The 20,760-nt window shown below is 41.0% G+C and carries 17 protein-coding genes; 16 read left to right on the forward strand and 1 reads right to left on the reverse strand.

Going from position 1 to position 20,760, the window contains the following annotated elements; all coding sequences use genetic code 11:
* Nucleotides 1-54: 54 nt before the first annotated feature.
* The 8 genes from dxs to ABVJ71_RS01570 all read left to right on the forward strand — a co-directional run bounded on the left by dxs (nt 55) and on the right by ABVJ71_RS01570 (nt 10,221).
* A complete protein-coding gene (gene dxs / locus ABVJ71_RS01535) occupies nt 55-1,956 on the forward strand; it encodes a 1-deoxy-D-xylulose-5-phosphate synthase (RefSeq protein ID WP_353855286.1) in 1,902 nt (633 codons plus the stop codon).
* On the forward strand, nt 1,953-2,801 hold the full coding sequence (locus ABVJ71_RS01540; RefSeq protein WP_353855287.1) for a TlyA family RNA methyltransferase: 849 nt from the start codon (nt 1,953-1,955) through the stop codon (nt 2,799-2,801). Before dxs ends, ABVJ71_RS01540 begins: the two co-directional genes overlap by 4 nt.
* A 168-nt stretch (nt 2,802-2,969) precedes the next feature.
* On the forward strand, nt 2,970-3,419 hold the full coding sequence (gene argR / locus ABVJ71_RS01545) for a transcriptional regulator ArgR (protein WP_353855288.1): 450 nt from the start codon (nt 2,970-2,972) through the stop codon (nt 3,417-3,419).
* A 36-nt stretch (nt 3,420-3,455) separates the two neighbouring features.
* A complete protein-coding gene (gene recN, locus ABVJ71_RS01550; RefSeq protein ID WP_353855289.1) occupies nt 3,456-5,189 on the forward strand; it encodes a DNA repair protein RecN in 1,734 nt (577 codons plus the stop codon).
* A gap of 201 nt (nt 5,190-5,390) precedes the next feature.
* Entirely contained in the window at nt 5,391-6,668 is a 1,278-nt protein-coding gene (spoIVB, locus tag ABVJ71_RS01555; protein ID WP_353855290.1) for a SpoIVB peptidase, read from the forward strand.
* A gap of 279 nt (nt 6,669-6,947) precedes the next feature.
* Nucleotides 6,948-7,748, forward strand: coding sequence for a sporulation transcription factor Spo0A (spo0A, locus tag ABVJ71_RS01560; protein ID WP_353855291.1), 801 nt, complete (start codon nt 6,948-6,950; stop codon nt 7,746-7,748).
* 404 nt (nt 7,749-8,152) lie between these two features.
* Complete coding sequence (locus tag ABVJ71_RS01565; RefSeq protein ID WP_353855292.1) at nt 8,153-9,253, forward strand: Rap family tetratricopeptide repeat protein; 1,101 nt, start codon at nt 8,153-8,155, stop codon at nt 9,251-9,253.
* A 230-nt stretch (nt 9,254-9,483) separates the two neighbouring features.
* Entirely contained in the window at nt 9,484-10,221 is a 738-nt protein-coding gene (locus ABVJ71_RS01570) for a glycerophosphodiester phosphodiesterase (protein ID WP_353855293.1), read from the forward strand.
* Nucleotides 10,222-10,237: 16 nt separating this feature from the next.
* Here the strand turns inward: ABVJ71_RS01570 and ABVJ71_RS01575 are convergent, their stop codons facing one another.
* A complete protein-coding gene (locus ABVJ71_RS01575) occupies nt 10,238-10,498 on the reverse strand; it encodes a DUF2627 domain-containing protein (protein WP_353855294.1) in 261 nt (86 codons plus the stop codon).
* A 149-nt stretch (nt 10,499-10,647) separates the two neighbouring features.
* On the opposite strand from ABVJ71_RS01575, the gene ABVJ71_RS01580 reads away from it, so the two are divergent.
* The 8 genes from ABVJ71_RS01580 (at nt 10,648) to ABVJ71_RS01615 (ending at nt 20,717) form a co-directional block, all read left to right on the forward strand.
* Nucleotides 10,648-12,720 carry a sigma-54-dependent Fis family transcriptional regulator gene (locus ABVJ71_RS01580; RefSeq protein WP_353855295.1) on the forward strand — a complete coding sequence of 691 codons (2,073 nt, stop codon included), beginning with the start codon at nt 10,648-10,650 and terminating at the stop codon, nt 12,718-12,720.
* 123 nt (nt 12,721-12,843) lie between these two features.
* Nucleotides 12,844-13,749 carry a phosphate butyryltransferase gene (yqiS, locus tag ABVJ71_RS01585; protein WP_353855296.1) on the forward strand — a complete coding sequence of 302 codons (906 nt, stop codon included), beginning with the start codon at nt 12,844-12,846 and terminating at the stop codon, nt 13,747-13,749.
* 13 nt (nt 13,750-13,762) lie between these two features.
* Nucleotides 13,763-14,857: a branched-chain amino acid dehydrogenase gene (bcd, locus tag ABVJ71_RS01590; RefSeq protein WP_353855297.1), complete on the forward strand. Its 1,095-nt coding sequence runs from the start codon at nt 13,763-13,765 to the stop codon at nt 14,855-14,857.
* A 27-nt stretch (nt 14,858-14,884) separates the two neighbouring features.
* Nucleotides 14,885-16,012, forward strand: coding sequence for a butyrate kinase (gene buk, locus ABVJ71_RS01595; RefSeq protein WP_353855298.1), 1,128 nt, complete (start codon nt 14,885-14,887; stop codon nt 16,010-16,012).
* Nucleotides 16,002-17,426: a dihydrolipoyl dehydrogenase gene (lpdA, locus tag ABVJ71_RS01600; RefSeq protein WP_353855299.1), complete on the forward strand. Its 1,425-nt coding sequence runs from the start codon at nt 16,002-16,004 to the stop codon at nt 17,424-17,426. Before buk ends, lpdA begins: the two co-directional genes overlap by 11 nt.
* A gap of 17 nt (nt 17,427-17,443) precedes the next feature.
* A complete protein-coding gene (locus ABVJ71_RS01605) occupies nt 17,444-18,436 on the forward strand; it encodes a thiamine pyrophosphate-dependent dehydrogenase E1 component subunit alpha (protein ID WP_353856513.1) in 993 nt (330 codons plus the stop codon).
* Between the two features lie 13 nt (nt 18,437-18,449).
* Entirely contained in the window at nt 18,450-19,433 is a 984-nt protein-coding gene (locus ABVJ71_RS01610; protein ID WP_353855300.1) for an alpha-ketoacid dehydrogenase subunit beta, read from the forward strand.
* Nucleotides 19,434-19,451: 18 nt separating this feature from the next.
* A complete protein-coding gene (locus tag ABVJ71_RS01615) occupies nt 19,452-20,717 on the forward strand; it encodes a dihydrolipoamide acetyltransferase family protein (protein WP_353855301.1) in 1,266 nt (421 codons plus the stop codon).
* Nucleotides 20,718-20,760: the final 43 nt, after the last annotated feature.

Consider the following 20,760-nt stretch of genomic DNA (forward strand, 5'->3'; position numbering starts at 1 on the left):
GATAAGGCATTATATATGTTTATAGAAATTTTGTTGAAAGCGAGTTGATCCTGATTGGATCTTTTATCAATAAAAAATCCAACGTTCCTAAAGGGTATGTCAATTGCAGAATTAGAGGAGCTAAGTGCTGACATTCGTACGTTTTTAATTGAGTCACTGGCTAACTCTGGCGGTCACATTGGTCCAAATCTTGGTGTAGTCGAACTCACTATTGCACTTCATAAAGTATTTGACAGCCCGAAAGACAAATTCCTTTGGGATGTTGGGCATCAGTCTTACGTTCACAAGCTATTAACTGGAAGAGGTGCGGAGTTTGATACACTTCGTCAATATAAAGGTCTCTGCGGTTTTCCTAAACGAAATGAAAGTGAACATGATGTATGGGAGACTGGTCACAGTTCAACCTCATTATCAGGGGCAATGGGTATGGCGGTTGCACGTGATATAAAAGGAACAGATGAATATATTCTCCCAATCATTGGAGATGGTGCATTAACGGGCGGTATGGCATTAGAAGCTTTAAACCATATCGGTGATGAAAAGAAAGACATGATTGTGATTTTAAACGACAATGAGATGAGTATTGCACCGAATGTAGGCGCAATTCACACGATGCTTGGCAGACTGCGGACAGCGGGTAAATATCATTGGGTAAAGGACGAGCTCGAATATTTATTCAAGCGAATTCCTGCAGTGGGCGGAAAACTTGCCGCAACAGCAGAGCGCATTAAAGACAGCTTAAAATACTTGCTTGTCTCCGGCATGTTTTTCGAGGAAATGGGATTTACCTACTTAGGTCCTGTAGATGGTCATTCCTATGAAGATTTATTTGAAAACCTTGAATACGCTAAAAAAACAAAAGGTCCTGTCCTTCTTCATGTGATCACGAAAAAAGGAAAAGGCTACAAGCCAGCAGAATCCGATAAAATTGGAACTTGGCATGGTACAGGTCCTTACAAAATTGATACAGGAGATTTTGTCAAACCGACAGCAGCGGCTCCGTCATGGAGCAGTCTGGTAAGTGAGACAGTTAGGAAACTTGCGCGAGAAGACGAACGAATTGTCGCCATCACACCGGCTATGCCTGTAGGCTCAAAGCTAGAAGGATTTGCAAAAGAATTCCCAGAGAGAATGTTTGATGTCGGGATTGCAGAGCAGCATGCGGCAACAATGGCAGCTGGACTTGCAACACAAGACATGAAGCCATTTCTGGCGATTTATTCAACCTTTCTTCAAAGAGCCTATGACCAGGTGCTTCATGATATTTGCCGGCAGAATCTCAATGTGTTTATCGGTATCGACCGTGCAGGTCTCGTTGGAGCAGATGGAGAAACGCACCAAGGCGTGTTTGACATTGCTTTCTTGCGTCATATGCCGAATATGGTGTTAATGATGCCAAAAGATGAAAATGAAGGACAACATATGGTTCATACAGCAATTCAATATGATGACGGTCCAATCGCAATGCGCTTCCCGCGTGGGAATGGATTAGGTGTCAAAATGGATGAACAGCTAAAAACCATTCCGATTGGGTCATGGGAAGTTCTTCGTCCAGGTAAGGATGCTGTTATTTTAACTTTCGGTACAACAATTAAAATGGCATTGCAGGCAGCAGAAGAATTACAAAAAGAAGGGAAATCTATTCGTGTGGTCAATGCTCGTTTTATCAAACCGCTTGATGAACACATGCTAAATGATATATTATCCGAAGGGATTCCGATTTTGACCATTGAAGAAGCTGTTCTCCAAGGCGGTTTTGGAAGTGCAGTACTAGAATATGTACATGACAAAAAAGCATCACATATAAAGGTAGAACGTATGGGAATCCCAGATGAATTTATTGAGCATGGAAGTGTGGATGCGCTGCTCGAAGAAATTGGTCTGACAAAAACACAGGTTGCTCAGAACTTACGTGACCTGCTTCCCGCAGCACCAAGAAAAGGAATTGGATCATGACTTCAAAGAAAGAACGACTTGACGTTTTATTAGTCGAAAAAGGACTAATGGACACGAGAGAGAAAGCAAAACGAGCCATTATGGCAGGGATCGTTTACTCGAATGAAAATCGCTTGGATAAACCTGGAGAGAAGATCGACCGTGATACACCGCTTACCGTAAAAGGGAATCCTTTGAAATATGTAAGCCGCGGTGGTTTAAAACTTGAAAAAGCGCTAAAGGAATTTGACTTAACTGTAGAAGGGAAGCTGCTTATCGATATCGGCTCATCAACGGGCGGTTTCACAGATTGTGCACTCCAAAATGGCGCAGTCAAATCATACGCAGTGGACGTTGGATACAATCAGCTTGCTTGGAAACTAAGGCAGGATGACCGTGTAATTGTCATGGAACGCACCAATTTCCGTCATTCCGTTCCAGCGGATTTTACTGAAGGTTTGCCTGAGGTTGCGTCAATTGATGTTTCCTTTATTTCACTTAAGCTGATCCTCCCAGCATTAAAGCATATTCTTGTTCCGGGCGGTGACTGTATCGCTCTAGTCAAACCTCAATTTGAGGCAGGCAGGGAGCTTGTTGGGAAAAAGGGAATTGTACGAGACCCTTTCGTTCACCTTGGTGTGCTAGAAGAAATAAATCAATTTGCTTCAAAGCAAGGATATGACGTAAAGAATGTTTCTTATTCACCAATTACTGGCGGTGACGGGAACATTGAATTCCTGCTTCATTTGGTGCTTCGTCCAGATCAAGAGAAGAATACGGCTTTGCCGTTTTCAGCGCTCGAAGAGATAGTAAAAGAAGCCCATTTAGCACTGAAAGAAAAGAAAAACAATCCGAAAGCTGAGTGAGATCAGATCAATTGATACAGAAGGAATAATAGCTCGCTATTATTCCTTTTTACATGGCAAAAAGACGAGAATTGACAGTTTCTAACGTAATGCTTGTTTTTTAAAGTGCGCATCATATAACATAGAACGTAAAGACATTCTGAGAAGAAAACGCCTAGGGGGGTCAAAATGAATAAAGGTCAAAGGCATATTAAGATAAGAGAGATCATTGCGAGTCAAGAAATAGAAACGCAAGATGAATTAGTAGATATTTTGAAAGCTGATGGATATAACGTCACACAAGCAACCGTTTCAAGAGATATTAAAGAATTGCATTTAGTGAAAGTGCCGACGAACAATGGAACGTATAAATACAGTCTTCCTGCCGATCAACGATTTAACCCACTTTCAAAACTAAAGCGTGCCCTCATGGATGCATTCATTAAAATGGACGCAGCCAGCCACTTAATCGTACTGAAAACAATGCCGGGCAACGCTCAGGCCATCGGTGCCTTAATGGATAATTTAGACTGGGAAGAAATCATGGGAACAATTTGTGGTGATGATACCATTTTGATCATTTGCCGTACAACGGATGATGCTGAAACGGTCTCTACCAAAATTCTAGAGCTTCTATAAAAAGCGATAAGGATGACAAAAAGAGGTGTCAAATGAGTGTTAGCAGAACTAACCATTAAAAACTTTGCAATCATTGAAGAGTTAACGGTTTCATTTGAAAAAGGGCTCACGGTCTTAACGGGGGAAACAGGTGCAGGGAAATCGATTATGATTGATGCTGTTTCACTTCTCGTAGGAGGAAGAGGATCTTCTGAATTTGTTCGATATGGAGAAAAAAAAGCAGAGCTAGAAGGACTTTTTCTTGTGCCGGAACATCATCCAGTTTTTGCCTTGTGTGAAGAACAAGGGATTGAAGCGGCTGATGGAATGATAATCCTTCACCGCGATATTAATAGCAACGGGAAAAGTATCTGCCGCATTAATGGCAAGCTAGTGACCATCTCACTTTTAAGAGAAGTAGGGAGGCTGTTGCTTGATATTCATGGGCAGCACGATAATCAGCTATTGATGGAGGATGAAAATCATCTGCACTTGCTAGACCAATTCGGGGAAGAAGAAATTGCACCTGCCTTGTCTCAATATCGTGAAGTATATGATCAATATATCAAGACCGCCAATAAGCTAAAGAAGCTGTCTGAAAATGAACAAGAAATGGTGCAACGATTAGACTTGTTGCAATTTCAGTTTAAAGAGATTGAAGCGGCTCAATTAGAGCCAGGTGAAGATGAAAAGCTTCAAGAAGAGCGCCACCAAATTAGTAATTACGAAAAAATCTATTCTTCTCTTCAAAATGCTTATAATGCTTTGCGTAATGAGCAAGGAGGGCTGGATTGGGTTGGCATGGCTTCAAGTGAGCTTGAGCAGGTATCTAATATCAACGATGATCTAAAGAAGCTGTCGGAGCAAGTCTCGAATTCCTATTACTTATTGGAGGATTCAACTTTCCAAATGCGCGGACTGCTTGATCAATTGGAATTTGACCCAGCACGACTTGATTTTATTGAGTCTAGGCTAAATGAAATGAAGCAGCTGAAGCGAAAATATGGCTCAACTGTCGAGGAAATTTTAGAATATGCTGCAAAAATCGAAGAAGAGATAGATCACATTCAAAATCGAGACAGCCACTTGCAAACGCTCAAAAACAAGTTGGATGCGATAAGTCGAGATGCATTACTGGAAGCACTTAACGTATCTGAACTTCGCAAAAAATGGGCCAAAAAGTTAGCAAAACACATTCAAGCTGAATTAAAGGATTTATATATGGAGAAGTCATCCTTTGATACGGATTTTGCGATTCGCTATGCGCCTTTTGGCAGCAGTGATTGCCCATTTTTAGATGGAAAACCGGTTCAGCTTGGGAAAAACGGAATAGACCAAGTGCAATTTGTGATCTCAACAAATCCCGGTGAACCGATGAAATCTTTATCAAAAGTAGCATCAGGCGGAGAAATTTCACGTGTTATGCTTGCAGTGAAGAGCATTTTTTCTGCCAAACAAGATGTCACGTCCATTATTTTTGACGAAGTTGATACAGGTGTCAGCGGCAGAGTAGCACAGGCCATTGCTGAAAAAATTCATAAAGTTGCGGCAGGCTCACAAGTGCTATGCATCACGCATTTACCGCAAGTTGCTGCGATGGCTGATACACATCTGTTTATATCTAAACGTTCTAAAGCTGGACGAACATTAACAAGTGTGAAGCCATTAAGTCACGAAGAGAAAATCAATGAAATCGGGCGAATGATTGCGGGTGTTGAAGTAACCGAGTTGACAAAACAGCATGCAAAAGAATTATTACACCAAGCAAATAATGTTAAAACGACAGGGTAGCTGGATAATTAGCTACCCTTATTATGTTGTCTCAAATTCGCTGTATATACGCATGAAATCGCCTTTTTCTTTTATCAATTTATCCAATCATTTTCTAAACGACTCGGTTATAAATCCAAGCTAAGAAGGCAAAAGTAAAGATGTAGCCAAAACAATCACATTGTTCTGGTGTGGGTAAGGAGCGAGGAGAGTGAAAAATGAATGCCCGAAAAGATGAGAAAAGCCATTGGTGTAATTCTCCTTGTTTCTTTAATAAGTACAGGGTTTATGAGCATAGTGAAGCAATATGTCAGTATTCCAACGAATGTCACTGTATTTGAAAAAGAGCAGCAATCGATTAAAACATCAATTGAAGCTACAGCAAATGCCTCTTCAACTGCCTTTCGTCTGTCAGAGAAAAAGAATCAGCTTGAAGTGACTGGGCAAAAGGCTGGAAAAGCCGAAATTGTTTATGATTTTAAAGGGTTTCCTATTAAGAAAACAAAAGTCGATGTTCTTCCAGAATTAAAAGTCGTTCCTGGAGGACAGTCCATTGGTGTCAAGCTCCATTCCGTTGGTGTTCTCGTTGTGGGGTTTCATCAAATCACAACGGCAGACGGCAAAAAATCGCCAGGTGAAGCCGCAGGTATTCAATCAGGGGATATGATTATGGAAATTAACGGTCAAAAAATGGAGAAGATGAATGACCTCACCCCATTTATTCAAAAAGCAGGTAAAACAGGAGAAACACTTTCTTTACTGATTAAAAGAGATCATAAAACGTTTCAAACAAGATTAACACCAGCAAAAGATGAAAGTGAAGGAATTTATCGCATTGGTCTCTACATTCGTGATTCCGCAGCAGGGATCGGAACCATGACATTCTTTGAACCGACATCTAAAAAGTATGGTGCACTCGGACATGTAATTTCTGACATGGATACAAAAAAACCAATCATTGTCGATAACGGAGAAATTGTGAGATCGACTGTGACCTCAATTGAAAAAGGGTCAGATGGTAATCCTGGAGAAAAATTAGCCAAATTCTCAACAGAACGAAAAACAATTGGTGATATCTCACGCAACAGTCCATTCGGTATATTCGGTAAACTAACTGAAAAGCTCGAAAATCATGTAGTGGATAAACCACTTCCAGTCGCTTTATCGAATGAAGTAAAAGAGGGACCGGCAGAAATTTTAACGGTTGTCGATCATGATAAAGTGGAAAAATTTGATATCAAAATTGTCAGTACAACACCACAAAAGTTCCCAGCGACAAAAGGGATGGTACTAAAGATAACAGATGAACGGTTGCTCAGCAAAACCGGCGGCATTGTTCAAGGCATGAGTGGAAGTCCAATCATCCAAAATGGCAAAATCATTGGTGCAGTTACTCACGTATTCGTGAATGACCCAACAAGCGGTTATGGAGTACACATTGAATGGATGCTTTCAGAAGCAGGGATTGACCTTTATCAAAAAAACAAAAAAGCTAGCTGAAGAAAAACTGCCGAAAATGAGGCAGTTTTTTTCTCCCTTACTTTCTAGGTAATCATGTTATAATATAGGAAAAAGAGATTTTTCGACAAAATGGAAAATGAAATGTTGTCAAATTGTATTTATCGTCGAATAGTTAAGAAAAACGTAGAAAAAGCTAGATAATGCTCTATTATTCGGAAATTTAAAGTTTTTTAAAGGGGATAGCTTGGTTTTGTCGAATTGAACACTCAGAAGAGAATTTCAAAAGAATAAAGGAATCGACATTGGGGAGGAAAGAACGTGGAGAAAATTAAAGTGTGTGTAGCTGATGACAATCGAGAACTTGTTGGCCTTTTGACAGAGTACATTGAAGGACAAGAAGATATGGAAGTACTTGGCGTGGCGTATAATGGTCAGGAGTGTCTGACGTTATTTAAAGATAAAGAGCCTGACGTTCTCCTCTTAGATATTATCATGCCTCATTTAGACGGTCTTGCAGTACTTGAACGACTTCGTGATTCTGATATGACTAAACAGCCAAGTGTTATTATGCTGACGGCGTTTGGACAAGAAGATGTGACGAAAAAGGCAGTCGATTTAGGCGCTTCCTACTTCATTTTAAAGCCATTTGATATGGAAAACCTTGTAGGTCATATTCGTCAAGTCAGTGGAAACGGCACACAAATCACACATCGATCTTCATCTATCCAAAGCAGTGTCCTTCGAAACAAACCTGAACCGAAACGTAAAAACTTAGATGCCAGTATTACAACGATTATTCATGAGATCGGTGTTCCAGCCCATATTAAAGGGTATCTATACTTAAGGGAAGCCATTTCAATGGTTTACAATGACATTGAACTTCTTGGGAGCATCACAAAAGTTTTATATCCAGACATTGCAAAGAAATTCAACACCACCGCTAGCAGAGTGGAGCGAGCGATTCGTCATGCAATTGAAGTAGCTTGGAGCAGAGGAAATATTGATTCCATTTCTTCGCTCTTTGGCTATACTGTGAGTATGTCTAAAGCCAAACCAACTAACTCCGAATTCATTGCCATGGTTGCAGACCGCCTGCGTCTAGAGCATAGAGCAAGCTAATACTTTACCACATAAAAAGCGTTTCTTGATTGAAACGTTTTTTTATTTTGTCTAGGTCAAAAAATGGTTCGATTATTTTCATAAGAAAATGAAAAGAAAGCATGAATGTAAATAAGATGACATAAAGTAGTGATAATCAGCTACGTTATTCAATCAATGGTATTGTGTGAAAGAACAAAAAAATCTCGACCATCAGAAAAGGGTGGGAGAACAAGATCTTATGTGTTGGAAGATAAATCAAATAAGATCAAAAGTTCTATTTCTATTTACCTGATTGATTGACGTTTTAAAGTCAATGGCTTCTTTGAGGTTGTGCCATTTGTACTGAATATTCCCCTTGACGAATTTAATAATTTTCACAATCTTTTACTATGCTATAATAATGAAAAGAAGAGGGTGAGGTTATGGGAAAGCTGAAGATCCACTCTGCTGAGGTTGCGAACGAAATTAGCAAGTGGACGAGGGTCATTTCTCAAAATGATCTAGAAAAATCTGCTGTCTATAAAAATAAAATTCAGAATTTGCTAAAAAATACAGACGAGGACAGAGAAGTTCTCCTTTATTACCAGCTCGTTGATGGCAGGCATGAAATGTTACTTGGAAATATTGAAAAAGCCAATCAAATCATGAAAAGTGTCGGAACGTTAGATGAAAAAGCAGATGATATTATCAATTTTTACTTTTATTTTTACAAAGGCCAATATGCCGCCTATGTGAAAAAGTATGATGAGGCGATAAGTTTCTACAAGATTGCAGAACAGCGTTTAAAACGTGTGAATGAAGATCTGGAAGTAGGAACATTTCACCACAAAGTCGCTTCCATCTATTACGAGTTGAAGCAAAACTTTATTTCCATTAACCATATTAAAAAAGCGATCGATACATTCAAAGCGCATGAAGAATATACAGCGCAGGCGATTGATAGTTTAATTTTACATGCGAGCAATTGTATTGATCTATTCCAATTTGATGAAGCGGAGTCTAAATACCAGGAGGCTTTGGAAAAAAGTAAGCGCATTAACAATGAAGTGCTTATTGGAAAGTGTTATCACAATTTGGCTGTGCTGTATTATGCAAAGCGCGATTATGAGAAATGTTTGGAATATGCAAAAAAAGGAATGGGGATTCAAATTCATCGTGACAATAGCCATTATTACATTCAATCTTTATATGTGCTGACGAACGCCATGGTTCATTTAGGACTTCATGAGGCGAAAGAATACGTAAAACAGGGGATTCAATACAGTTGCAATATCCAAAATGATGAATATATAGTAAAATTTGAAATTTTAGATTTAATGTGCGAAAATAGTGAAGCGGCAGACATATTCTCTGAAAAATTAGACTACATAGAAAAAAATAGATTATATGTGGAGCTTGAGGATTTGTCTGAACAAATATCGAAATATTTCAAGGAACGAAATGATTATCAAAATGCCATGCGTTTTCTTGAAAAGAAATTCGATGCGCAAATACTTCAAAAGAAAGTGGAGGTTATTCTATGAAAAAGTTGTTGTTAGGTGTAACAGTCGTTACAGCAGTCGCAGTTGTTTCTTCCCTTTTTGCTCTTGACGCAGAGACGACAGAGCAAGCCATCAGAGCGATTACGTGATCGAAAACGTCTATACAACCTCTTCTGTCTCTGTAGGAAGAGGTTTTTTTATATGTCTTCAAACTGGAAAAATAGAAAAAAACACGTCATAATAGATGTACGCATTATACTTAGAGGTGACATATGACGAAAATTTTTGCGCATAGAGGCTTTAAAGGAATTTATCCTGAAAACACCATGATAGCCTTTGAACATGCAATGAACTCTGGAGCCGACGGGATTGAGCTTGATGTTCAGCTGACGAAAGACGGCAGACTGGCTGTCATTCACGATGAAAAGCTAAACCGTACAACGAATCTAAAAGGCTTAGTAAAAGACCATACATATGAAGAATTAAAAGCAGCGGATGCAAGTCATACTTTTTTTGAAGAAACAGGAGCTGTATCGATCCCACTTTTAGAGGAAGTATTAGAGCTTGTCGTGCCAAAATCGTCTTTACTCATCAATATCGAACTGAAAAACTCGATTTTTCGATATCCAGGTATAGAAGAAAAAGTGAAAGAACAAATTGAGCACTTTCAAATAGAGGATCGGGTGCTTGTCTCTTCATTCCACCACGGAAGTTTAGCCCATTTCCACAAGCTCATGCCAGATGTTGAGCTTGCTGTGCTGACAATGGATGTCATTTATCAGCCTGAAGTGTATATTAAGACGATACCGGCAAAGGGTTACCATCCGAATATGAAGGGAGCAGGGGTGACAAAAGAGGTCGTAACCGCTCTTCAGTCAACGCATCAAGCGATCAGACCATTTACTGTCAATAGTGAAAAACAAATGAAAAAGATGTTTTCCTTAGGTGTAGATGGCATTTTCACTGATTTCCCTGACCGTGCAGTAAAAATAAGAGATGAAATGAAATGAAATAAAGACTTGCCGATTATGGCAAGTCTTTTTTAATTGTTCGCTTTTGTTTAAAGCGATTTGCGACTTTATTTCGTTTGCGGTCTCTGTATAAAATAAATCCAGCCAGAACATACAGACCTGCTCCTAAAAATAATAACCCTGCAATTCCTTGTAACCATAAAAATGGAAATGGCGCAATAATGATCCCAAACACGGTATCACGGAGCAGCTTAATCCCAAGAGCAGCTAAGGCGCCAGGTATCAATATAATGACTAATGCAAGTATTCTCCCCATCAAATGTCCCCTTAAACATCATTTACTTTTATTGTCTAATTCAAAAAATATTTTGTCAAGAAAGGAAAACGTGGTAATATAAGAGTTGTGCAATTTTTTGCAACGGAAGAATATAGTATGCAAAATTTTTCATAAAAAGGGGTAATGGGATGCAGAGAGTCTTGATTGTCGGTGCAGGACAAGGTGGATCAGCTTTGCTGGAAACATTGTTGAAAACAAATATGATTCAAATCATTGCAATCGCCGATCTTGATCTTGGGGCACCGGGGATGGTAGAGGCGAAAAAGAATGGAATTAGGACGACAACAAATTGGAAAGAATACATAAAAGATGATATTGATATCATCATTGAAACAACAGGAAGCTCAACTGTCTTAAAAGAGCTGATTGAAGAAAAGCCTGAGGATGCCGTCATTGTACCTAGTTCCATGGCATACGTGATTTCTGAGTTAATGGAAGAAAAACAACAGCTTATCCAAATGCTAAAGGAACAAACCTATAAACATGACCGCATTTTTAATGCGACCAATGATGGCATGATTTTTATTAATATGGACGAACAAGTTGTTCTGTTTAATCGCTCAGCTGCTAAGATGGTGGGGTGTTCTCAAAAAGACGCAATAGGCCGACACATTAGAGAAGTGATTCCGAACACGAAACTTCCTGATATTTTAAGATCAAGAGAGCCGGAATTTAACCAAAAACAATTTTTGAATCAACATATACAAATTGTGACAACGCGTCTTCCGATCATTGATGATGCTGGGAAAATGTTAGGGGCCTTGTCTATTTTTAAAGATATTACAGATGCGGTAGAGCTTGCTGAGGAAGTGACGAACCTAAAGGAAGTTCGTACGATGCTAGAAGCTATCATTCAATCATCAGATGAAGCCATATCGGTCGTCGATGAAGAGGGCAAGGGTATTCTAATTAACCGTGCTTATACGAAAATGACCGGTTTAACGGATAAAGAGGTTGTTGGTAAGCCTGCGGGTGCAGACATTTCTGAAGGGGAAAGTATGCATTTGAAGGTACTTGAAACAAGAAGACCGGTTCGAGGCGTGAGAATGAAGGTGGGTCCGAATAAAAAAGATGTGATCGTGAACGTAGCACCTGTCATTGTTGATGGCATTCTTAAGGGCAGTGTAGGGGTGATTCACGACGTGTCTGAAATTCAATCACTCACCAATGAATTAAATAAAGCGAGACAACTCATTCGCACACTTGAAGCGAAGTACACCTTTGAAGACATCATTGGAGAAAGTGAACAAATGCTTGTTGCGCTAGAACAGGCAAAGCTTGGTGCGAAAACACCTGCAACGATTTTACTCCGAGGGGAATCAGGTACCGGGAAAGAACTGTTTGCGCACGCCATCCATAATGAAAGTGATCGGAAATATAACCGATTTGTCCGGGTGAACTGTGCGGCATTGTCAGAGACTCTCTTAGAATCAGAGCTTTTCGGATATGAAGAGGGGGCGTTTTCTGGTGCAAGACGCGGCGGGAAAAAAGGTCTGTTTGAAGAAGCGAATCAAGGCAGTATCTTTCTTGATGAGATTGGTGAAATGACCCCAAGTACACAGGCGAAATTACTTCGCGTCATGCAAGAGAAGGAAATCGTCAGAGTGGGCGGAACAAAGGCAATTCCAGTAGATGTCCGTGTAATTACGGCGACAAATGTCAATATTGAAAAAGCAATGGCGGAAGGAAAATTCCGTGAGGACTTATATTATCGAATGAACCGATATCCGATATCGATTCCCCCGCTTAGGCAACGTCTCGAAGATATTGAGTCATTAAGTAAACGATTGATTCAAAAAATTAATTTAGATTATGGACGGAATGTCCGCGGTTTAACAGAGAAAGCACTTCATAGGCTGCGTACGTACAGTTGGCCTGGGAATGTAAGAGAGCTCGAGAATGTTCTAGGACGAGCTATGATCTTTTTAAATCCACAAGAAGAGTGGATAGATGAAGGGCATATTGCTTTCATGGAGACGGAAGAAAATGAAGAAAAAGAGAAAAATGGTTTTGTTATAGATCAGTATGAGGGCGAAACATTGTCAGACGCTGTAGAAGCATTTGAAGCTCAGCTCATCAAAAAAACCCTTGAAAAGCATCAATTCAATCGGACGAAAACAGCTAAAACATTAGGGATTAGCATTCGGAACCTTTACTATAAAATGGATAAATATGAACTTGCAAAAGATAGCATGCAATAAAATGCACGTTACCTGCAAAGAATTGCACTGTGCGATAGCTAAAAGGTATTTTACCTATAGTTTTAAGCTGGCACACAACTTGCATAAGAAAAGGTGAACCGTCATAAGGAAAGGTGGGCATGTATGAAGCTTGACGATCTGATTATTAAAGCCTCTAAGCTTCAGAATAAAACAGCGGCTGTAGCTCATGCAGAAGACGAAGAGGTGCTTCTTGCCATTAAAATGGCCATTGAACGAAAGGTTGCTCGCTTCTTGCTGGTTGGCAACAAACGCAACCTAAAAGAGCTAGTAAAACAGCATGAGATCAATGAAGGCTGGATAGATATTATACATTCTGATTCACCCGAAGAATCTGCGAAAATCGCCGTGCAGGCAGTCAGTGAGAACCATGCAGATATATTGATGAAGGGCCATGTGCCAACTGCAGTACTTTTAAAAGCCGTGTTAAATAAAGAATACGGTCTCCGTACAACCAGTGTTTTATCACATGTTGCGGCATTTGAAGTACCGGGATTCGACCGCTTTATTTATGTAACGGATTCTGCGATGAATATCGCACCGGACTTAAAAATGCTCAAAGAAATTACGATCAATTCAGTTCAAGTAGCGCATGCCGTCGGTAACGACAGGCCAAAGGTGGCTGTATTATCTGCGATAGAGGTTGTAAACCCTGCAATGGATTCAACCTTGACGGCAGCAAGTCTTGCACAAATGAATCGACGAGGTCAAATTTCCGGCTGTCTGATTGATGGGCCTCTCGCTTTAGATAATGCCATTTCTCAATCGGCTGCTTCTCATAAAAATATTACGAGTGATGTAGCCGGAGATGCAGATATTTTGCTTGTTCCAACAATTGAAGCAGGCAACATCTTATATAAATCACTTATTTACTTTGCGCACGCAAAAGTGGGAGCAGTGGTAGCAGGGGCAAAGGCACCGATTGCTTTAACAAGCCGGTCCGACTCAGCCGAAAGTAAGCTTTATTCAATTGCACTTGCCATCTGTACATCAAATGAAGTGGAACAATAGGAGGATATGAACAATGGAGCTTTTTAAATATATGGAAAGATATGATTATGAACAGCTTGTATTTTGTCAAGATGAACAGTCTGGCTTAAAGGCCATTATTGCCATACATGATACGACACTTGGTCCAGCACTTGGTGGAACGAGAATGTGGACATATGAAAATGAAGAAGCAGCGATTGAAGATGCTCTTCGTCTTGCAAAAGGGATGACGTATAAAAATGCAGCAGCAGGGTTAAATCTAGGCGGTGGGAAAACGGTCATCATTGGCGATCCGAGAAAGGACAAAAATGAAGAAATGTTTCGAGCGTTTGGGCGGTACATTCAAGGACTTAATGGCCGCTACATCACAGCAGAAGATGTAGGAACAACTGTAGAAGATATGGATCTCATTCATGAGGAAACCGACTTCGTAACAGGTATTTCTCCTGCATTCGGCTCATCTGGGAATCCATCTCCTGTGACAGCCTACGGTGTGTATAAAGGCATGAAAGCCGCTGCAAAAGCCGCATTCGGCACAGATTCACTAGAAGGAAAAACGATCGCCGTACAAGGTGTTGGGAATGTCGCCTACAATCTTTGCAAACATCTTCATGAAGAAGGTGCACAGCTGATTGTAACAGATCTCAACAAAGACTCTGTTCAGCGTGCCGTCGAGGACTTTGACGCAAAGGCTGTAGACCCTGACGATATTTATGATCAAGATTGTGATATTTACGCACCGTGTGCACTTGGCGCAACAATCAATGATATGACGATTCCGAAATTAAAGGCAAAAGTCATCGCTGGTGCTGCGAATAATCAATTGAAAGAAACCCATCACGGTGATTTGATTCATGAAATGGGCATTGTGTATGCACCTGATTATGTCATCAATGCAGGTGGTGTGATTAACGTTGCAGATGAGCTGTATGGATATAATGCTGATCGTGCCATGAAAAAGGTCGAAGGCATCTATCAAAATATTGAGCGTGTCATTGAAATCTCAAACCGTGATGCTATCCCAACATATAAAGCAGCAGACCGTTTAGCTGAAGAGCGAATTGAAAGAATGCGTAAATCAAGAAGTCAATTTCTGCAAAATGGTCAACATATTTTAAGCCGTCGCTAATTTGATGAATGAGTTGAAACGGAGGTTTTGTTTTTGCTGACAAAAGAATGGCGTATTCTCACTATTAATCCAGGCTCTACTTCAACAAAAATTGGTGTGTTTCATAACGAGCGATCGATCTTTGAAACAACACTTAGACATACAGATGAGGAATTGAAGAAATTTCCTCATATCATTGATCAATTCTCATTTCGTAAGGAAAAGATTTTGGAAACACTTCATGAGCAGGGAATGAACATCTCTAAATTTGATGCAGTTTGTGCCCGCGGCGGTCTTCTTCGTCCGATTGAAGGCGGGACGTATGAAGTGAATGAGCAGATGGTTCAGGACTTAAAAGAAGGTTATGCAGGTCAGCATGCTTCCAATTTGGGCGGAATCATTGCAAGAGAAATTGCACTTGGTCTCAATATACCTGCGTTTATTGTTGATCCAGTTGTGGTGGATGAACTAAAGCCGATTGCTCGAATATCTGGTTTGCCAACCATTGAACGTAAAAGTATTTTCCATGCACTGAATCAAAAAGCTGTCGCAAGAAGAACAGCTGCTTCATTTGGGAAACGTTATGAGGATTTAAACATGATCATTACGCATATGGGCGGCGGCATTACAATCGGTGTTCATGAAAAAGGGAAGGTCATCGATGTCAATAATGGACTGCATGGTGAAGGTCCTTTTAGTCCAGAACGGGCAGGTACAATCCCAACAGGAGATCTCGTCAATCTTTGCTTCTCTGGAGAATACACACAAGAGGAGATGCTTAAGCGCATTATTGGTGAAGGCGGTCTTGCAGGCTATCTTGGCACGACAGATGCTGTAAAAGTAGAGAAAATGATTGCAGCAGGTGATGAGCGTGCTGCACTCATCTATGAAGCGATGTGCTATCAAATCGCAAAAGAAATTGGGGCCGCAAGTGCTGTCTTAAAAGGAGTAGTTGATGTCATTGTCTTAACGGGCGGTCTTGCGTACAGCAAAAAAATCACCTCAAGTATTAGAGGCTATATCGACTGGATTTCAGATGTCGTGGTATATCCAGGTGAAAACGAATTGCAATCCTTAGCAGAAGGTGCACTACGTATTTTAAAAGAAGAAGAAGCACCGAAAGAATATCCAAATGATCAAAGGGAGAAGAAAGGAGTGACAAGTCATGGCAACTGAATATGACCTCGTCATTCTTGGTGGAGGCACAGGCGGCTATGTTGCTGCCATTCGCGCCTCGCAACTTGGATTGAAAACAGCAGTTGTAGAAAAAGCAAAGCTTGGAGGAACATGTCTTCATAAAGGCTGTATTCCATCTAAAGCGTTACTTAGAAGCGCAGAAGTGTACCAAACAGTAAAGCGTGCAGCAGATTTTGGCGTTGAGACAAATGAAGCAACCTTACAGTTCAAAGGCGTACAAAAAAGAAAATCAGATATTGTTGACAAATTAGCTGACGGCGTCAAACATTTGATGAAGCAAGGGAAAATTGATGTATACGAGGGGATTGGCCGTATCCTCGGTCCTTCTATTTTTTCACCCATGCCGGGAACCATTTCAGTCGAAATGGCGAATGGAGACGAAAACGAGATGCTTATCCCAAAGCAGGTCATCATTGCTACTGGATCAAGACCGCGTGTACTGCCGGGTCTTGAGGTAGATGGTACGCACATTTTATCATCAGATGAAGCACTTGAACTAAATGAACTTCCTCAGTCTATGTTGATTGTAGGCGGCGGTGTTATTGGTATTGAATGGGCATCAATGATGAATGATTTTGGTGTGAAAGTGACTGTGATCGAGTTTGCTGATCGCATTTTACCAACAGAGGACAGGGACATTTCTAAAGAAATGGAAAAGCTCTTATCAAAAAAAGGCATTACATTTATCACAAATGCGAAAGTCCTTCCGGATACAGTAGAAAAGCATGAACACCTTGTCAAAATTCAAGCTGAAAAAGGTGGAGACATCCAGTCCTTTGAAGCGGAAAAACTGTTACTTTCTGTTGGGCGTGTTCCAAATATTGAAGGAATTGGTCTTGAAAACACTGAGATCCAAACAGAGAAACATGGCATTGTGGTGAATGAACATTATCAAACGAAAGAATCTCATATTTATGCGATAGGAGATGTGATCGGTGGACTTCAGCTTGCGCATGTGGCATCGCATGAGGGCTTAATTGCCGTGGAACATATGGCTGGAAAAAAGCCGAAACCGCTTGATGAAACACTTGTGTCAAAATGTGTATACTCTCATCCTGAAACAGCAAGTGTTGGACTGACTGAACAGGCAGCAAAAGAGCAAGGCTATGAAGTCAAGATTGGCAAGTTTCCTTTCATGGCTATTGGAAAAGCGCTTGTATTTGGCGAGTCAGATGGATTTGTCAAAATCATTGCAGACAAAAAAACAGATGACATTTTAGGGATTCATATGATTGGTCCTCATGTAACAGATATGATATCTGAAGCTGGATTAGCCAAAGTGCTTGATGCAACGCCGTGGGAAGTGGGGCAAACGATTCACCCGCACCCAACCTTGTCAGAGGCGATTGCAGAAGCAGCACTTGCTGTTGACGGTAAGGCGATCCATTTTTAATCAAGGAGGGAAACATGATGAGTAACATGCGTCATCAAGAATTAGGATTATCAGATGAACAAGCAATTGACATATATAAGACGATGCTTCTTGCGAGAAAAATCGATGAACGGATGTGGCTGTTAAATCGTTCAGGAAAAATTCCGTTCGTGATTTCTTGCCAAGGACAGGAAGCGCAGCAAGTCGGAGCTGCCTTTGCATTAGATAGAGAACAGGACTACTTATTACCTTACTACCGTGACATGGGACTTGTACTTGCGTTTGGAATGACGGCCAAAGATTTGATGATGTCAGGTTTTGCGAAAAAGGATGATCCGAACTCAGGTGGAAGACAAATGCCAGGTCATTTTGGGCAAAAATCAAACCGCATTGTGACAGGATCGTCTCCTGTGACGACACAAGTGCCGCATGCAGTTGGTATTGCACTCGCTGGGAGACTAGAGCAAAAGAACTTTGTCAGCTTTGTCACATTTGGAGAGGGCTCTTCAAACCAAGGTGATTTCCATGAAGGAGCAAACTTTGCTGCTGTGCATAAATTGCCCGTCATTTTCATGTGCGAAAATAATAAATATGCGATTTCCGTTCCATATGACAAACAAGTGGCATGTGAACGCATTTCTGATCGAGCGATTGGTTACGGTATGCCGGGCGTAACAGTGGATGGGAATGATCCGCTTGAAGTATATGCAGCAGTCAAAGAGGCAAGAGACCGTGCGATAAGAGGTGAAGGTCCAACATTGATCGAGGCAATTTCCTACCGCTTAACTGCGCATTCAAGTGATGACGATGATTCAAGCTATCGAGAAAAAGAAGAAGTGCTCGAAGCAAGAAAGAAAGACCCGCTCCTTCAATATGAAACCTACTTAATTGAAGGAAACATCATGACCTCTGATATGAAAGAAGAGATGTCTAAAGAAATCATGCAAATTGTAAACGAAGCTACTGATGAAGCGGAAAACGCAGCTTATGCAGATGCAGAAAGTGCGCTTCGTTATGTGTATGCGGAGTAAGGGGGAAGAAAAAGTGCCTGTTATATCATATATAGACGCCATTACACTGGCGATGAAAGAAGAAATGGAACGTGATCCGAAAGTGTTTGTGCTCGGAGAGGATGTTGGGAAAAAAGGCGGCGTGTTTAAAGCGACATCTGGTCTTTATGAACAATTTGGAGAAGCGCGCGTGATAGATACACCACTTGCAGAATCAGCCATTGCTGGTGTTGGCATCGGGGCAGCCATGTATGGAATGCGCCCGATTGCAGAAATGCAATTTGCGGATTTTATTATGCCTGCTGTCAACCAAATTATTTCAGAGGCTGCAAAGATTAGATACCGCTCAAATAATGATTGGAGTTGTCCAATGGTCATCCGTGCACCTTATGGTGGCGGTGTTCATGGTGCGCTGTATCATTCTCAATCGGTTGAAGCCATTTTTGCAAATCAGCCTGGTTTAAAGATTGTCATGCCTTCTACACCTTATGATGTAAAAGGGCTGCTGAAGGCCGCAGTGCGTGATCCGGATCCTGTATTGTTCTTTGAACACAAACGTGCATACAGACTCATTAAAGGCGAAGTGCCGGAAGAGGATTATACTCTCCCAATTGGGAAAGCAGATGTGAAACGTGAAGGGGACGATATCACTGTGATGACGTATGGCTTATGTGTACACTTTGCCATGCAAGCAGCAGATCGTCTTGCGAAGGACGGCATTTCTGCTCATATCCTAGATTTACGAACAGTTTACCCGCTTGATCAAGAAGCGATTATCGAAGCGGCATCGAAAACAGGGAAAGTTCTTCTATTAACGGAAGATACAAAAGAAGGAAGCATTATGAGTGAAGTTGCGGCCATTATTTCGGAACATTGCTTATTTGATTTAGATGCGCCAATTAAACGACTAGCAGGCCCTGATATTCCTGCAATGCCTTATGCGCCGACAATGGAGAAATTTTTCATGGTTAACCCAGATAAAGTAGAAGCTGAAATGAGAGCGCTAGCTGCATTTTAAGAAAGAGGAGGATTTCAAGTGGCTATTGAACAAATGAAAATGCCTCAGCTAGGTGAAAGTGTAACAGAAGGAACCATTAGCAAATGGCTCGTTGCACCTGGCGATCATGTGAATAAATACGATCCGATTGCAGAAGTGATGACGGATAAAGTAAACGCAGAGGTTCCGTCATCCTTTACGGGGACGATTGCAAAGCTATCGGCTGAAGAAGGCGATACACTTCAAGTAGGAGAAGTGTTTTGTGAAATTGAAGTAGAAGGCAGCGGGAGCCCACAACAGAGCGCAAAAGAAGAAAGAGTACCTGAACAAAAAGAATCGGCGGCTGTTGATCAAATAGAGACAGATCAAAGTCAAAAGAAGCGTTATTCCCCAGCAGTACTACGTTTAGCAGAAGAGCATGGAATTGATTTGTCAACTGTTCAAGGGACAGGAGCAGGCGGACGAATTACAAGAAAAGATTTATTGCAAGTGATAGAAAATGGAGGCACTGAAGAGAAGGCAGCTTCCATGACAAATCATACAGACGTTCAAACGGAGCCTGTGCAGTCAACTCAAGAACAAACTGCATCTTCTATCGCGACAATGTCTGGTGACGTCGAGCTACCAGTGACACCGATCAGACAGGCGATTGCAGCAAATATGCTAAGAAGCAAACATGAAATTCCGCATGCATGGACCATGATGGAGGTTGACGTGACAAACCTTGTGTCGCGAAGAAATCAACTGAAGGACCAGTTTAAAGCAAAAGAAGGGTTTAATTTGACATTCTTTGCGTTCTTTGTAAAAGCTGTGGCACAGGCATTGAAGGAATTCCCAGAAATAAATAGCATGTGGGCAGGAGATAAAATTGTCCAAAAGAAAGCTATCAATATATCCATTGCAGTTGCGACAGAGGATGCTCTTTTTGTACCAGTTATTAAGGATGCTGATGAAAAGACAATTAAAGGCATTGCCAAAGAAATCCATGAGCTGGCAGTCAAAGTTCGCCAAGGTAAGCTAAAGCAGAGTGATATGGAAGGCGGCACGTTCACGGTGAACAACACTGGATCATTTGGTTCTATTCAGTCGATGGGTATTATTAATTATCCTCAAGCGGCGATCTTGCAGGTTGAGTCCATCGTGAAGCGACCAATGATTGTAAATGGGATGATTGCAGCAAGAGATATGGTCAATCTTTGTTTATCACTGGATCACAGGGTACTCGATGGTCTTGTATGCGGCCGCTTCCTTCAGAGAGTGAAACAAATTCTTGAAGGAATTGACGAACAAACATCAGTTTATTAAACGACTTTTCCCCCTCCATACGATGAGAGGGGGATTTTCCATC

Source organism: Bacillus sp. Bos-x628 (assembly GCF_040500475.1).
Classification (GTDB): Bacteria; Bacillota; Bacilli; order Bacillales; family Bacillaceae; genus Bacillus; species Bacillus maqinnsis.

Coding starts and splice junctions, on each gene's coding strand:
- ABVJ71_RS01540 (WP_353855287.1), top strand. CDS start 1,953: ATGACTTCAAAGAAAGAACGACTTGACGTTTTATTAGTCGAAAAAGGA.
- argR (WP_353855288.1), top strand. CDS start 2,970: ATGAATAAAGGTCAAAGGCATATTAAGATAAGAGAGATCATTGCGAGT.
- spoIVB (WP_353855290.1), top strand. CDS start 5,391: ATGCCCGAAAAGATGAGAAAAGCCATTGGTGTAATTCTCCTTGTTTCT.
- ABVJ71_RS01565 (WP_353855292.1), top strand. CDS start 8,153: ATGGGAAAGCTGAAGATCCACTCTGCTGAGGTTGCGAACGAAATTAGC.
- ABVJ71_RS01570 (WP_353855293.1), top strand. CDS start 9,484: ATGACGAAAATTTTTGCGCATAGAGGCTTTAAAGGAATTTATCCTGAA.
- ABVJ71_RS01575 (WP_353855294.1), bottom strand. CDS start 10,498: ATGGGGAGAATACTTGCATTAGTCATTATATTGATACCTGGCGCCTTA.
- ABVJ71_RS01580 (WP_353855295.1), top strand. CDS start 10,648: ATGCAGAGAGTCTTGATTGTCGGTGCAGGACAAGGTGGATCAGCTTTG.
- yqiS (WP_353855296.1), top strand. CDS start 12,844: ATGAAGCTTGACGATCTGATTATTAAAGCCTCTAAGCTTCAGAATAAA.
- bcd (WP_353855297.1), top strand. CDS start 13,763: ATGGAGCTTTTTAAATATATGGAAAGATATGATTATGAACAGCTTGTA.
- lpdA (WP_353855299.1), top strand. CDS start 16,002: ATGGCAACTGAATATGACCTCGTCATTCTTGGTGGAGGCACAGGCGGC.
- ABVJ71_RS01605 (WP_353856513.1), top strand. CDS start 17,444: ATGAGTAACATGCGTCATCAAGAATTAGGATTATCAGATGAACAAGCA.